Origin of the sequence: Georgfuchsia toluolica (assembly GCF_907163265.1) — a bacterium.
Classification (GTDB): domain Bacteria; phylum Pseudomonadota; class Gammaproteobacteria; order Burkholderiales; family Rhodocyclaceae; genus Georgfuchsia; species Georgfuchsia toluolica.
Genome location: NZ_CAJQUM010000001.1, coordinates 839,883 through 854,806, shown reverse-complemented (window position 1 = coordinate 854,806; position 14,924 = coordinate 839,883). Strand labels below are relative to the sequence as shown.

The 14,924-nt window shown below is 61.5% G+C and carries 13 protein-coding genes; 3 read left to right on the top strand and 10 right to left on the bottom strand.

From position 1 onward, the window contains the following. Nucleotides 1-88: 88 nt before the first annotated feature. From carB to K5E80_RS03935, 8 genes are all read right to left on the bottom strand, one after another. Nucleotides 89-3,346 carry a carbamoyl-phosphate synthase (glutamine-hydrolyzing) large subunit gene (gene carB / locus K5E80_RS03970; RefSeq protein ID WP_220634940.1) on the bottom strand — a complete coding sequence of 1,086 codons (3,258 nt, stop codon included), beginning with the start codon at nt 3,344-3,346 and terminating at the stop codon, nt 89-91. Continuing rightward, nucleotides 3,343-4,377 (bottom strand): glutamine-hydrolyzing carbamoyl-phosphate synthase small subunit, encoded by a 1,035-nt coding sequence (gene carA, locus K5E80_RS03965; protein WP_220634939.1) that lies wholly within the window; start codon nt 4,375-4,377, stop codon nt 3,343-3,345. The genes carB and carA overlap by 4 nt, the downstream gene beginning before the upstream one ends. Further along, nucleotides 4,374-5,564 (bottom strand): SGNH/GDSL hydrolase family protein, encoded by a 1,191-nt coding sequence (locus K5E80_RS03960; protein ID WP_220634938.1) that lies wholly within the window; start codon nt 5,562-5,564, stop codon nt 4,374-4,376. The genes carA and K5E80_RS03960 overlap by 4 nt, the downstream gene beginning before the upstream one ends. 8 nt (nt 5,565-5,572) lie before the next feature. Then, entirely contained in the window at nt 5,573-7,408 is a 1,836-nt protein-coding gene (locus K5E80_RS03955) for a carbamoyltransferase family protein (protein ID WP_220634937.1), read from the bottom strand. A 4-nt stretch (nt 7,409-7,412) separates the two neighbouring features. Further along, nucleotides 7,413-7,562, bottom strand: a complete 150-nt coding sequence (locus tag K5E80_RS03950; RefSeq protein ID WP_220634936.1) for a DUF5989 family protein — start codon at nt 7,560-7,562, stop codon at nt 7,413-7,415. An 11-nt stretch (nt 7,563-7,573) separates the two neighbouring features. Next, the gene (locus K5E80_RS03945) at nt 7,574-7,942 is read right to left on the bottom strand and encodes an SxtJ family membrane protein (RefSeq protein WP_220634935.1); all 369 of its coding nucleotides are present in this window, start codon (nt 7,940-7,942) and stop codon (nt 7,574-7,576) included. Nucleotides 7,943-8,068: 126 nt separating this feature from the next. Further along, entirely contained in the window at nt 8,069-9,187 is a 1,119-nt protein-coding gene (locus K5E80_RS03940) for an SGNH/GDSL hydrolase family protein (RefSeq protein WP_220634934.1), read from the bottom strand. Nucleotides 9,188-9,273: 86 nt separating this feature from the next. Continuing rightward, nucleotides 9,274-9,642, bottom strand: coding sequence for an SxtJ family membrane protein (locus K5E80_RS03935; RefSeq protein WP_220634933.1), 369 nt, complete (start codon nt 9,640-9,642; stop codon nt 9,274-9,276). 472 nt (nt 9,643-10,114) lie between these two features. On the opposite strand from K5E80_RS03935, the gene K5E80_RS16915 reads away from it, so the two are divergent. The 3 genes from K5E80_RS16915 to K5E80_RS03925 are packed head-to-tail and all read left to right on the top strand — an operon-like array spanning nt 10,115 to nt 12,165. Continuing rightward, nucleotides 10,115-10,243, top strand: a complete 129-nt coding sequence (locus K5E80_RS16915) for a hypothetical protein (protein ID WP_281420196.1) — start codon at nt 10,115-10,117, stop codon at nt 10,241-10,243. 2 nt (nt 10,244-10,245) lie between these two features. Further along, the gene (locus tag K5E80_RS03930; RefSeq protein ID WP_220634932.1) at nt 10,246-11,403 is read left to right on the top strand and encodes a glycosyltransferase; all 1,158 of its coding nucleotides are present in this window, start codon (nt 10,246-10,248) and stop codon (nt 11,401-11,403) included. A gap of 39 nt (nt 11,404-11,442) precedes the next feature. Beyond that, a complete protein-coding gene (locus K5E80_RS03925) occupies nt 11,443-12,165 on the top strand; it encodes a class I SAM-dependent methyltransferase (protein ID WP_220634931.1) in 723 nt (240 codons plus the stop codon). Nucleotides 12,166-12,240: 75 nt separating this feature from the next. Here K5E80_RS03925 and K5E80_RS03920 read toward each other — a convergent pair whose 3' ends face one another. Next, nucleotides 12,241-13,314, bottom strand: a complete 1,074-nt coding sequence (locus K5E80_RS03920; protein WP_220634930.1) for a GNAT family N-acetyltransferase — start codon at nt 13,312-13,314, stop codon at nt 12,241-12,243. Nucleotides 13,315-13,545: 231 nt separating this feature from the next. Further along, nucleotides 13,546-14,859, bottom strand: coding sequence for a nucleotide sugar dehydrogenase (locus K5E80_RS03915; protein WP_220634902.1), 1,314 nt, complete (start codon nt 14,857-14,859; stop codon nt 13,546-13,548). Nucleotides 14,860-14,924 lie beyond the last annotated feature (65 nt).

The following is a 14,924-nucleotide window of genomic DNA, read 5'->3' as shown; positions in this document are numbered from 1 at the left end:
CAGCTCGATCCGGCCGCGCTTGAGCGCTTGCGTTGCACCATCAGCAGCCGGCAACCGGACGTTGTTGCACGGCTCACAGGTGTCGAGCCTAGTTCAGCACTGCCGGCCGCATCGATACCTGGCTATCCGGGACTGTGACTCGCTTCACCGGCGGCAAATTCGGCGCATATTCCTTCCAGCTCTTGATGTGCAGTTCGGTGAGTGGCTTCTTGGCGATGGCCTCGACAAAACGCTGCGCGAGCTGGATGTTGGTGATCAACGGAATGCCAAAGTCCGCGCTGTGGCGGCGGATCAGGTAATCATTCGACAATTCGAGCTCGGCGCTGCTCTTCGGGATATTGATGACCAGATCCAGCTTGCCCTGACTCAGGTATTCCAATGTATTCGGCGAGCGTCCTTCGCTGGGCCAGTGGAGCAGCGTGGTCCCGACGCCGTTGGCGTTGAGGAAGGTGGCTGTGCCGGCGGTCGCGAACAGGTTGATGCCCAAGTCGCGCAGGGTGCGCGCACTTTCCAGGAATGCCGCCTTGTCTTCGATGGGGCCGGTCGAGAGCAACGCATTCTTTACTGGCAGGCGAAATCCGACGGCAAGCAGCGCCTTCAGGAAAGCTTCCTCGAAGTCGTCGCCAATGCAGCCGACTTCACCGGTCGAGGCCATTTCGACGCCGAGCACCGGGTCGGCGCCTTCGAGCCGCATGAACGAAAACTGTGGCGCCTTGACGCCGACGTAGTCGAGGTCGATCACCGAGCCGTTATGCACTTCGACTGGACGCCCCATCATCACCGCTGCGGCGATTTCGATGAAATTGATCCTCGTCACCTTCGAAACGAAAGGAAAACTGCGCGAGGCGCGAAGATTGCACTCGATGACGCTGACTTCGTTGGCCTTGGCCAGGAACTGCATGTTGAAGGGGCCGTGGATATTCAGTGCCGCTGCGATGCGCGCCGATATGGCGCGGATGCGCCGGATGGTCTCGAGGTAGGTGCGCTGCGGCGGCAACACCAGGGTGGCATCGCCCGAATGCACGCCGGCGTTCTCGACATGCTCAGAGACCGCCGCGACGACGATCTGGCCGTTGCAGGCGACGGCGTCGATCTCGAGTTCGCGGGCGTTTTCGAGGAACTTGCTGATGACGACCGGATGCAGCGGCGAGAGCGTCGTGGCGCCGCGCAGGAAACGCTCGAGCTCGGCGTCGTTCGCAGCGACACCCATGGCAGCGCCGCTGAGCACATAGGAAGGACGGACCAGCACCGGGTAGCCGACGCTGCCCGCGAAGGCCATTGCGTCTTCGAGCGAAACCAGATCCCGCCACGCAGGCTGCAGGATGCCGAGGCGGTCGAGCAGGCGCGAGAACTGATGCCGGTCTTCGGCAGCGTCGATGCCGCTTGCCTGCGTGCCGAGCAGGCGTATGCCGTTCTCCGCCAACTGCATGGCAAGATTGTTCGGTACCTGACCCCCGACCGATACGATGACGCCGAGCGGCCGTTCGCGCTGACAGATGTCGACCACGGTCTCCAGCGTGATTTCCTCGAAGTAGAGCCGGTCGCACTCGTTGAAATCGGTGCTCACCGTTTCGGGGTTGTTGTTCAGCATGATCGTCTTGTAGCCCATGCGACGCAACGCCTGCACCGTGTTCACGCCGCACCAATCGAACTCGACCGAGCTGCCAATGCGGTAAGCGCCCGAGCCGAGGACCAGCACGGCGTCGTCCAGGTCGCCGGCGGCGACGTCATCCTCGCTGCCGTGGTGAGTCAGATACAGGTAGTTGGTCAGCGCCGGATATTCGCCGGCGAGCGTGTCGATCTGCTTGACATAGGGAACGATGCCGCAGGCCTGGCGCCGGGCGCGCACTGCGTCTGCGCTGGTGCCGCCCAGTTCGGCAATGCGCGCATCGGAGAAACCGCAGCGCTTTGCCTCTGCCAGAAGCGCCGGTGTTGCTGATCGGCGCAGGCGCTTCTCTATGTTGACGATGCGGCGGATCTTCTGCAGGAACCAGCAGTCGATATGCGACAGCGCATGGATTTTCGCGACTGACCAGTCCCGGCGCAGGGCCTCGGCGGCGACATGAATGCGATCGGGCGTCGGCTCGCGCAGGATGCCTTCGATCTCCGCCCGGCACAGGCGCCCGGTCCGCTCGTGTGCGGGCGCGCCGCCGGCATCGAGCATGCGCAGCGCCTTCTGCAATGCCTCTTCGAAACTGCGGCCGATGGCCATCACCTCGCCGACCGATTTCATCGATGAACCGAGGCTCTGCGAAGTGCTGCGGAATTTCTGCAAATCCCAGCGCGGCGCCTTGACTACGACGTAATCGAGCGCAGGCTCGAAACAGGACATGGTGACGCGGGTAACGGCGTTGGGCAGCTCGGTGAGGCTATAGCCGAGGCCGAGCTTGGCGGCGACGAAGGCCAGAGGATAGCCGGTCGCCTTCGAGGCCAGTGCCGAACTGCGCGACAGACGGGCGTTGATCTCGATGACGCGGTAGTCGCCCGAGTCCGGCTCGACGGCGAATTGGATATTGCATTCGCCGACTACGCCGAAATGCCGCACGGCCCGGATCGCCAGTTCGCGCAATCGGTGATACTCGCGGTTGCTCAGCGTCTGGCTCGGTGCGACGACGATGCTCTCACCGGTATGGATGCCCATCGGGTCGAGGTTTTCCATGTTGCAGACGACGATGCAATTGTCGAAGCGGTCGCGGACCACCTCGTATTCGAATTCCTTCCAGCCGACCAGGTATTCCTCGACCAGCACCTGCGGGCTGTGCGCCAGCCCTTTGGCAACGCGCTGGCGCAACTGCCGCTCGTCCGCACACCAGCCCGAGCCCAACCCGCCAAGGGCGTAGGCGACGCGGACCATCACCGGATAACCGATTCCTGCCGCCAGCAGCACAGCTTCTTCGAGCGACGTGGCAGCGGCACTGCGCGGTACGGCGACGCCGATTTCGGCCAGCCGCGCAGCGAAAATGGCGCGGTCCTCGGTGGCCTCGATCGCCGCTATCGGTGTGCCGAACACGGCGACCTGCCAGCGCTCGAGAACGCCACCGCGCGCCAGTTCGAGACCGCAATTGAGCGCCGTCTGGCCGCCGAAGCCGAGCGCAATCGCGTCCGGCCGTTCGCGTGCGATAACCTGTTCGACGAAATACGGCGTCACCGGCAGCAGATAAATCTGGTCAGCGAGCGTCGCCGATGTCTGGATCGTCGCGATGTTCGGATTCACCAGCACCGTCACGACACCTTCCTCCTTCAGCGCCTTGATCGCCTGGCTGCCGGAGTAGTCGAATTCGCCCGCTTCGCCGATCTTCAGCGCACCGCTGCCCAGAATCAGGACCTTGCCCGGTTTTGCACTCATCGGATGGACTCCACAAAACGGTCGAAAATCGGCTCGCAGTCCACCGGGCCGGGGGCCGCTTCCGGATGGAACTGCACGCTCATGAAGGGTTGCGAACTGTGCCGTATCCCTTCGTTCGAGCCGTCGTTGGCGTTGGTGAACCAGGGAACCCAGCCGGCCGGCAGCGAACTCGCGTCGACGGCGTAGCCATGGTTCTGCGAGGTGATGAAACAGCGCTGCGTGCCTTCTTCTAGGCAAGGCTGGTTGTGGCCGCGGTGTCCGAACTTGAGCTTGTAGGTCGATGCCCCCGCTGCCAGCGCCAGCAGTTGGTGGCCGAGGCAGATGCCGAGGATCGGGCGCTCCAGTTGCATTGCGCGCGCGATATTGCGTACCGTGGCGCTGCACTGGCTCGGGTCGCCCGGGCCGTTGGATACGACGACGGCAGCGAAGTCCTCAGCGAGAAAGTCGTAGTCCCAGGGAACGCGTATGACAGTCAGGTCGCGCGCCCGCAACTGGCCGATGATGCTCGACTTGACACCACAGTCGACGAGCACGACACGGCGGCGGCCGCCGGCGTATTCCTCGCGCTGGCCGGCGCTGACGGCCGCCACCGAATGCTCGGCGTCCGGCGCGGCGAAGGGCAGGGGGCGCATCCCGGTAACGATCTTCCCGGCCATGCAACCGGCTTGCCGCAGCCGTTTCGTCAGCGCACGCGTGTCGATGCCGGTCAGGCATGGAATGCCTTCTGCCCGCAACCACTGCGGCAGGCTCCGGGCAGCGCTGGCATGGCTGTATTCGAGCGCCAGTTCAGAGACGATGAGGCCGCTGACCTGGATCTTCGTCGATTCGAAGTCCGGCGGCACGCCGTAGTTGCCGACAAGCGGATAGGTCAGGCACAGTAGTTGGCCATGGTAGGAGGGATCGGTCAGCGCCTCCGTATAGCCGACCATGCCGGTGTTGAACACCACCTCGCCGGATACCGAACGTCGCCCGCCCATCAGCCGGCCGTGGAATGTGGTGCCATCGGCCAGAACCAGCGCAGCGGTCGTCATGGCTGTTGTCCGCAAAGATGCTGCGCGATGAGTTCGGCGGCGACGCGATGGCCGTCGGCGTTCCAGTGGCCGCGACCCATGCCGTTATTCGCAAAACCATGAAAATAGATGTTGCGCTTTTCGGCAAGACGTTGCATTTCAGGCGCCAGCGCCAGTGCATCGATGTCGTGGCCGTGCGCAAACCCGGTGATACGCCGGTCCGGGTAGAACAGGTCCGCGACGCCGAGTCTGTTTTGCAGTTCGGTGCGAACGGCTGCATCGGGATGCACCTGAATGGCGTAGGGAATTGTCACCACCAGGAAATGCGCGCCATTGCGTTTGGCATATTGGTCTGTCTTGGCGACAAGTTTCTCGGTAACGCGCCAGGCTTCGTCCCAGAGCGGGTCGCGCGGCGGTGCCAGGACGTCAGGCTCCATGCCCTGCTCGACACCTCTTGCGTCGGCGGCATTCGCAGTGCGCAGCAACGGCAATGTTCGCGCCGCGTTGACCAGTTGAGCGACCCGAGACATGTCCGCCATCTTTCTGAACGCTTCGCTGGCCGGCGACAATTTGGCGCGAAATTCCGGCGCCGCGGAAAAGGAATTGTCGAGGCGCAGCTCGCCATCGCGGTCCAGCACGTAAAACGGTCGTATCTTTCTATTTTCAAGCGCTTTCGAGTTGTTCGTGACATCGTTGCCATTCGTGAACTGCAGCAACACCAGGTCCGGCCGGTAGCGCATCGCCTTTGACTCGAGCACGAGATACTCCTGCGCCGTGCCGTAACTTGAAACGCCGAAGTTCATCACTTCGATGCGCTGTTTGCCATTCCGGAAACCGCAGGCCGCGAGTTTTTCCGGCAGCAGCGCCCAGAACGTCTCTTCGCGTGAAACCTGCATTGCCTCGGCGTAGGAGTCGCCGAGCACAGCAATGCGGTAGATGTTCGCCGGCTTGTCGAGCGGATGGTTCTGGTCGCGCCAGCCAGCAGCATTCACCTCGACATAGGCGCGGCCCTCCCTGGTAGCCCACGCGGCAATGCCCGGACGCAAGGTCCAGCCGAGTTGCGGGTCTGGCTGATACCAGATCGGCGCGCTGTAACCGATGCCACGCAACAGAATCTCGAACAGAAGCAGCGCCGCCAGAACGGCAACGGCGACGATCAGGAATGGAACTGCCAGGCGCTTTATTCCGGGGAAAGCGGTTTCGCGCATGGGAATTCCTAGTCGAGCTCAAAGGCGTTTTCGTAGTTCTGCTTCAGCGCCGGGTTCTGCCACTCCTTCTTCAGGAAGCAGTTGCCGACGGCAAGGGTTTCGATATCGGTTCCCATGAAGCAGTGGAACGCATCTTCCGGGCTACCGACAATCGGTTCGCCGCGCACGTTGAAGCTGGTGTTGACGATCACCGGGCAGCCGGTCTTCGCCTTGAACCTCGAGATCAGGTCGTGGTAGCGCGGGTTGGTTTCCTTATGCACGGTCTGGATGCGCGCCGAGTAATCGACGTGGGTCACCGCGGGGATCGCCGAGCGCGGCACATTCAGCTTGTCGATTCCGAACAGCGCCTGCTGCGCCTCCGTCATCGGGATGCAGCGTTCGCGCGCGACATCGGCGACGAGCAGCATGTAGGGGCTCTCGACGTCGATATCGAACCAGTCGGCAGCATCCTCTGCCAGCACCGACGGCGCGAAGGGCCGGAACGATTCGCGATACTTGACCTTGAGGTTGAGTGTCTTCTGCATGCTCGGCGAACGGGCGTCGCCGAGGATTGAACGCGCGCCCAGCGCGCGCGGGCCGAATTCCATGCGCCCCTGGAACCAGCCGAGCGCCTTGCCTTCGGCCAGCGACTGGGCGCAGGCGTCGACCAGCGGATTGTCATCAAGGGTTTCGAACACCGCGCCGGCACGAGTCAGGCGCGAGCTGATGTCCGTAGCCGAGAACTCGGGGCCAAGATAGCCGCCTTGCATGGCATCGAGGCCATCGGCCACCCGGCGTTCACCGCGATGCTGCAGATGGTAGGCGACCAGCGCCGCGCCGAGCGCGCCGCCGGCGTCGCCGGCGGCCGGTTGCAGCCACAGATGCTGGAAGCTCTTGTCGCGCAGCACTTTGCCGTTGGCAACGCAGTTGAGGGCAACGCCGCCGGCAAGGCACAGGTTGCGCTCGCCGGTCTCGCGCGCGATGCCGCGCGCAAGCTTGAGCACAACCTCCTCGGTAATCAGCTGGACCGACGCCGCCAGATCGAGTTCACGCTGCGTCAGGCGATCTTCCGGCTTGCGCGGGGGGCCACCGAAGAGCGCATCGAACTTCTCATTTGTCATGGTAAGGCCGGTGCAGTACTCGAAGTAGTCGAGATTGAGGCGGAAGCTTCCGTCGTCCTTGATGTCGATCAGCCGGTCGCGGATCAGCTGCGCGTAGCGCGGCTCGCCGTAGGGCGCCAGGCCCATGACCTTGTACTCGCCGGAGTTGACCTTGAAGCCGGTGTAATAGGTGAATGCCGAATAGAGCAGGCCGATCGAGTGCGGGAAGTGGATCTCGCGAGCGACCTTGAGCTCGCGCCCGTTGCCCAGCGCAAGCGAGGTTGTCGCCCACTCGCCGACGCCGTCCATGGTCAGGACCGCGGCATGATCGAAGGGCGACGGGTAGAAGGCACTGGCTGCGTGGCTCAGGTGATGCTCCGAGAACAGCAGCTTGTCGTCCCAGTCGACGGTGGCGTCGATCGCCTTCAGCTGGCGCAGGATCTCGTTGCGCTGGAACAGCTTGTCCTTGACCCAGAGCGGCAGCGCCTCGCGGAAAGAAGTGAAACCACGCGGCGCAAAGGCAAGATAAGTCTCGATCAGGCGTTCGAACTTGAGGAAGGGCTTGTCGTAGAAGGCGACGGCGTCGATATCGCCCGGACCGGCGCCGGCGGTCTGCAGGCAGGAGAGAATCGCGTGGTGCGGGAAGCCGGAATAGTGCTTCTTTCGGGTAAAGCGCTCTTCCTGCGCTGCTGCAACGACGCGTCCGTCTTCAACCAGCGCGGCGGCGCTGTCATGGTAATACGCCGAGATACCGAGGATACGCATGGCATCAGAACAGCGTGTAGATGAACGGAGCGAAGACCGAGCCTTGCGCCAGCACCAGGAGCCCGCCGAGAACCACACTGATGACGATGATCGGGAGCAACCAGTACTTGCGCCGCGCGCCGAGGAAATGCCACATCTGGACGACGAAATCCATAGTTTTTCTCCCTAGAACATGTTCTTGAAGCTGTCTTCGGCAGGACCGGGCGGATCGCGCTCGCTCCAGTAACTGCGGCGACCGGCATCCCACTTTCGCGTCAGGACATCGCGCCCGGCAAGGCGCATGACGAAGGCCACCGGCGTAAACACCGCAAAGAAGATCAGGCCCAGCACCAGCGGATTGACGACCCTGCTGATCAGTTCGCCCAACGTCATCCAGGCGCGATTCAGTGGCGTCAGCCAGCTCACCCGCGTCAGTGTCACTACCGCCGTCAGGCACGCCACGACAGCGGCCCAAGGATAAAAAATGGCGGCTATCGCGCAGGCGCCGGTGAAAGTCCAGCCAAATGAGCGGTTGGAAGGCAAGGTCATGTTCATGAACAGAAGGCTACCCGGCGAAGATCGCACCAATCGTTGCGTATCCATAGGCCGATCGGACCAGCAGGTGCGGACGCCGCCGAAGATATGGGCGTGACATGGGCAACCAGGTACATTGATGTAGCATCACCGCGGCGCGAAAGCAATTCGACGGCCGAGTTCCACGCCAATCATTGCATGCGTAATTTCGGAGATGTGATGATGTCCGTGCGGGACATGCAACATGGCAGCTCCTTCGACGGATGCAAGCAGGTCGTCGCTTTTTACAATCTCGACACCCATGGCGGTCAATTCGGCGATCAGTCCGGCAGGCAGCGAGGACCGCGTGCGATAAGGTGCGGCTTGGCGGGGGATATCGACTACGATCAATCGGATGCCGCGATTGGCGCAGAAATGCTGCATGCGTTCGAGCAGGGCCAGCGCAAGCGCGTGCTGCGCGGGCGAGATCGACTCTGTGGTCGCAACCGCATACTCGAACTCCGGAGTTTGTTGCGTCGATAACTGCGTTGACTGGTTGGCTTCACTGCGGGCAGCGGTACGGCGAAGGGCCGACTTGCCGGCAGCCCAGGCGGTATTGAACAACAGCGAGTAGAAATAGGAATTCTCGCTCAACCATTGCGTACCCGGTATTGCGTAAATGAAATTCTGGATGCGGACACCCGGAATATGCTCATATTTCAAGTCGCGAAGTTGCCCCTTTCCATCGAGCTGAAACAAACCGGCCTTGAAATTGTCTTCGAAGTCGTTTGCGTAAAATCCCAGTACGACCACGTCAGGCTGGTACTTGACGCCTTCATTTTCGAGGAAGACGAGTTCCTCGGCGGTGCTGAAGCCGGAGACGCCGGAATTGATCACCTCGGTGGGAAGGTTGCCATGCCTGAGGTAGCGCTCAAGAACTGCTGAAAAAGTCGCATCCTGCCCAACCTCGTAACCTTGCGTATGCGAGTCGCCAAGCACCATAATTCTCCGTGTGTTCGCAGGCTTGCCGTAGGCGAAGTCGCGCGTGTCACGAAATCCGCGGTTGTTCGTCACATAGCGCCAATGACCATCGGGGCTGGTGTGCCAGAATTCCGAATGGGGTCGAATCCCGCGCAGGGTATAGCGTCCGTATTGATAATCCGTCTGGTAGCGAGGGAACAGGGTTGCCTCATCCTTGAGAGTCAGTCGCACCACTGCTTCGGCCACTAGTGCGGCGAGAACAGAAGCACCAACCACCAACAGCAGGTTCGAAAGAATTCGTTTCATCGTTGCAAGCCTGACCGCAGTTGCCTCGCTGTCGCTATAACGCCTAGGATAGGGATGAAGCGAGCCAGAAAATCCATTGCGCTCTCTTAGAACATGTTCTTGAAGCTGTCTTCGGCAGGACCGGGTGGATCGCGCTCGCTCCAGTAACTGCGGCGACCGGCATCCCACTTTCGCGCCAGGACATCGCGCCCGGCAAGGCGCATGACGAAGGCCACCGGCGTGAACACTGCAAAGAAGATCAGGCCCAGCACCAGCGGATTGACGACCCTGCTGATCAGTTCGCCCAACGTCATCCAGGCGCGATTCAGTGGCGTCAGCCAGCGCACCCGCGTCAGTGTCACTATCGCCATCAGGCACGCCGCGACAGCGGCCCAAGGATAAAAAATGGCGGCTATCGCGCAGGCGCCGGTGAAAGTCCAGCCAAATGACCGGTTGGAGGGCAAGGTCGTGTTCATGAAGAGAAGGCTGCCCGGCGAAGATGGCATCAATCGTTGCGTATCCATAGGCCGATCGGACCAGCAAGCACAAAGGCGACCAATTGACCGGGGCGGTGACTGAAATCAGCGCGCGGATCGACGAACGGGCCATGGCCAGGAAGTATCGGCCTGGCAGCTATCCGGATTGCTTTCGCAGTGGATATGCCGTTACGCGATTTATTCCGTCACCGGGCTGCCGCTGATTCGACCGCGGTCATCGATGGGCTGGCACGGTTCGCGCCGAGCCGCAGTGGCTGCGGGCAGGAGGAGATTACGCCAGAAGCCCACCCCGCCGCGACATCTCAGCGCCACATGGACTATGCATTACGCCTGCGTCCTTTCATGGAACTTATTGCTGTGCATTTATGCTGACGGCGAAAGCGAAGAAAAGCGGCGACAAGGCTGAAAGCTGTTGCCGTCGCCCAGCAGACACATGACCGAGGAAATCGAAATGTCCGAGCCATCAGCCTTCACGCGTTGCGGCGGCAAGACCATTGGCATATTAGGCGCCCATCCCGACGGCGGCAAAATAGGTACCGGCACCATATGTCGCCTTGGCGCCTGTGGCAATCAGGTGTAGGCATGCGCATACTTTATGTCATCAGCGAGCTTAGCCTTGGCGGGGCGGAAAAACAGCTCGTCGAGCTGGCCAAGGAAATGGTACGACGTGGGCACGAGGTCACTATCTACACGCTCAACCGCGAGGTGCCGCGCAAGGCGGAACTGGCCGGCTCCGCGGTTAGATTGATTGTCGACCAGAAGCAATCCCGCCTTGATCTGGCCTTGCTGAGGCGCCTGCGCCGCACCATCGACAGCTGGCAACCGGACATCGTGCACGGTTTCCTGTTCGACGGCGACTTCTATGCCCGCGTCGCCGCCTGCGGCACCGGCATACCAGTGCTCAACTCGGAGCGCAGCAGCAATTACCGCCTGTCGCTGGTGCAGAAGGTCAGCCATTTACTGACCAGGCGCCTGGCAGATGGCGTCGTTGCCAACACCTACGTCGGCCGCGACTTTGCCCAAGGCCTGTTTGGGTTGTCGCCCGCGGATGTTCATGTCGCATGGAACGGCGTCAGCCTGCCGGAGATCGAGCGCAATGCAGTGGCGGTCGACGACCATCGCCTGACCTATTTCGGTCCCGGCTCCCACCGCGTGGCCTGCCTGGTCGGCGCGATCAGGCCGACCAAGGACTACCACTTGGCCCTGGCCGTCGCCGCGCAATTGATCGCGGACGATCCGTGCTGGCGCGTACTCTTCGTCGGCGACAAACTCGCCGACGTCGGCGGCACCACCTATCGGTCCGGATCGGTTACCGAGGCCTACAAGGACGAGGTGCTGCGCCACTATGCGCAGCTCGGTCTCTCGGACAAGATCAAGTTCACCGGGCTCAGGACAGACGTGCCCGCCATCGTGCGCCAATGCGACGTGCTCTACATCACGTCGGTGCACGAAGGTTTCCCCAACGTCGTTCTGGAAGCCATGGCCTTGGGCGTGCCTGTCGTAAGCACCGAATATTCCGATATCCGCCGCATTCTGCCGTTCCCCTGGCAGGTTGTCGCCAGCCGCGCCCCGGGGGAGATCGCAAGCGCGATGCGCCGCGCCCATGAACAACGCGAGTTGCTGGCCACTGCGCAGCGCAGTTGGGTAGAGGCCAATGCCACTATCGAGAAGGCCACGGCCCAGCTCGAACGCATTTATCGCCGCTATGTCCGGCCAGAATCCTGTGCGGCGTTTTCTTAGTTCTATTCTTCCGGCCAATTGGCAATTTGGAGTATTCAGATGACAAAGCTGAAGTTATTCAAAACCCGTGCGCATGAGTCCGAACTTTTGGAAACCAGCATCAAGCGGAAGGCCGCCGACGCATCCGCGCTGCGCATCCTGGAAGCTGGATGCGGGCGGAAATGGCCGCTGAATCTTGGCGGCATCGAGTACACCATTACCGGCGTGGACCTGGACAAGGATGCTTTGGAGTTCAGAAAGACGAAAATCAGGGATCTCGATGAAACCATCCTTGGCGACTTGCGCTCGGTCGAGCTGGACGAAAACAGCTATGACGTGATCTACAATTCATTTGTTCTTGAGCATGTACGCGATGCCGACCGGGTACTGGATAACTTTATCAAGTGGTTGAAATCCGGCGGCATCCTGATCTTGAGGATTCCCGACCGGAATTCCGTATATGGTTTCGCCACCCGGATGACGCCGTTCTGGTTCCACGTTTTCTACAAGAAATACATCCAGGGGATCAGCAATGCCGGACAGCCGGGTTTCGACCCCTATCCCACGTACCACGAAGAGGTCGTTTCCAGAAACGGCATCCATGACTTTTGCATGAGACATCAGTGCCGGATCAAGGAAGAATACGGACAGGGCTATTATCTTGACGGCAAGGGCATTCTTCATACCCTCATCCGGGCGTTCGTCATGACGGCAGCCTTGCTGTCATTTGGCAAGCTTCAGTGGAAACACAATAACCTTACCTACATCCTCGAGAAGGCATAGGAACTGCGTGAAGTGGAGGCCGTAACTGCTCTAACCCGAGATCAGGTTTCCGGCGCATTGATGGCCGCGCCGCGGTCAAACGAAACGGCGCAGTGAGCGCAGCGATTGCATGCCTTGCCAAGCCAGTTGGCCCGCAGTGCTGTAGGGCAGAAAGACAGTTACCAAGCTTCGCCGATGCGGCCATAGCACCTCCATGTGGGAATGCGGCCCGGATCCGCTATCGATATAGGCGAGGTCGTTACAGACTTCAGGCGCACGTTCTACCAGCTCCGCGTCAATTAGGTTGCCCACGCTAAACTTCCTGAATGCCTCATCCCAACCCACCTTGAAAGCGAAACCCGCATGCGCCGAGGCGAAGTTGCTGGTCGACGCGATGGTCCGCCCATTCAAGCGCAATTCGGTGAACAAGGCGCGCCCCTCGCGCGCAAAGCCAGTCGCCATTTCGCGGAAAAAGGCTTCGTCGGCCAGCCGCGAGCGCAGCGATTTGTGGCGCCGGCCCTTCCAACCGCTGTGCTCCAGCCGCAGGAAGGACTCAATGATTTCATCATCCACGCCTTCGCGATGGATGAGCCATTGAAGATCGCCTAGCTCGGCCAATCGGCGACGGCAGCGTTCAACGCGCTTGTACTTCTTTTGATTCCTGAGAGTGTCTTCGCCGGCTCGGGAGGGGATCAAGGTGGCGCGCTGCCATTCCCGAGTCGTCTGCAGCGCCAATCCGCGTGAGCGGCAGGCCTCGCTAAACGCTGCCAACAGTGGACCTTCCGGATCGACGTTCGGCAGGATCAGTCCTGCGGCGCTCCAGCGATGGCGAGCCAGCTCGGTGAACAGGTGGTTGGCGGCATCTGTCGCGAATTCACGATGCAGCAAAGGCGCGCCCAGATAGCTGTGGCGCGATCGGTAGATCGAATGGTGCGGCGCCAGCAGCAGACGCGTGGCAGTCAAGCGACACAGCACCGCAACGGCGACAGTCTGTACCGCCCCGGCACCAACCCGCTCGACCAATAGAATTCTCGTCCCGGGTGGGCGATCCAGGTAGCGCAGCGCCGGCAGCACAAAGTGCGGTGACATATATGCATTGGGCTGGAGCGCTTCTGCTTCCAGTGCAACCCAGGCGCTGATGTCTACCGGACTGATTTCGGCCGGAGACACAACTCTGACACGCGTGAAGGGCAGGGCTGCGCCGGCGGTGTATGCATGCTGGCCAGGGCATTGAAATGCCTCCGCGTCACAAACTCCAGCCGGTATCGAGGCTTGCAATGTGCGCATTATTGGCATGATGGGAGCGCTGTGCGTTGGGCCGCATCAACAGCGCCTGCACGCTGCTTCGGCCTGCAGGATGTCCGGTAAGCTTTCGGCCGCAGGATGCGTTTCATATCGGCGTTACCAGCAGATGCCTTCGTAGACGCCGGCGACGCTGCGCGTATCGCAGATGCGGACGAAATCGATGATGTTCTGTCCATATTCCAGGTGATTGGGCACATCGTGGAACTCCGTCGCGGCATTGCCGATGATGATGGTGCGCGCATGGCCGAGCACATCGGCCACGCTGGGAACCATCAGGCGCGAGATATGCGGGATGTGGTTCAGGATGTAATTGCGGTTGGCGCCGCGAATGCTGGCGATGCTCACGTTGCGGTCGTAGATGCGCAGGTCGTAGCCCTTGCCCAATAGCCGCTCGGTCAGTTCCACCACCGGGCTTTCGCGCAGGTCGTCGGTGCCCGCCTTGAAGCTGAAACCGAGGATGCCGACCTTCTTCTGGCCCTTGGCGACGACGGCCTGCACGCCGCGCTCGATCTGCTGCCGGTTGCTGGGCAGGATCGCGTCCAGGATCGGCAGCGACAGATCGAGCATCTTGGCCTTGTACAACAGCGCGCGCAAATCCTTGGGCAGGCAAGAACCGCCGAAGGCGAATCCCGGCTTCAGGTAGTAGGGCGAAATGTTGAGCTTGGTGTCCTGGCAGAAGATGTCCATGACGCTGTGCCCGTCGACGCCCAGCCCCTTGCAGATGTTGCCGATTTCGTTGGCGAAGCCGACCTTGAGCGCATGCCAGCAATTGTCCGCGTACTTGACCATTTCGGCGGTCTCGATGTCAGTGCGGATCAGCGGGCCGGGCATGTCGGCATACAGCTTGGCCAGCACGTCGCCGCTGGCCGGGCCGATTTCGCCGATCACGGTCTTGGGCGGATGGTAATAGTCGTCAACCGCGGATCCCTCGCGCAGGAACTCGGGGTTGATGCAGACGCCGAAGTCGATGCCGGCGTGCTTGCCGGAATGGGTTTCGAGGAGGGGAATCACCACCTCGCGGATCGTGCCGGGCAGCATCGTGCTGCGCATGACGACCACCGGCGCGGCATCGTGACGACGCAGCGCGGCGCCGATCTGCTCGCAGACATTGCGCACGTGGGTCAGGTCGATGCCGCCGTTGCCCTGGCTCGGCGTTCCCACGCACACCAGGAACAGATCGCTATTGTGGCCGGCGGCGGCGAGATCGGTGGCGGCGCGCAGGCGGCCGCTGGCGACCTGTTCCTTGACGATGCCGCCAATGTCCTTTTCGACAATGGGCGACTTCCCGGCGTTGATGAGATCGACCTTGACCTGTTCCGGGTCGATGCCGACGATTTCGTGGCCCGACTGGGCGAGGCAGCCTGCCGAAACAACCCCAACGTAGCCCAGACCCATGACGCAGATTTTCATTTTGCTTCTCCTGGTAGTCGCATCGCAAGCTCGCGGGCATGGCGGTACTGCGCCGGCGTGTTGCC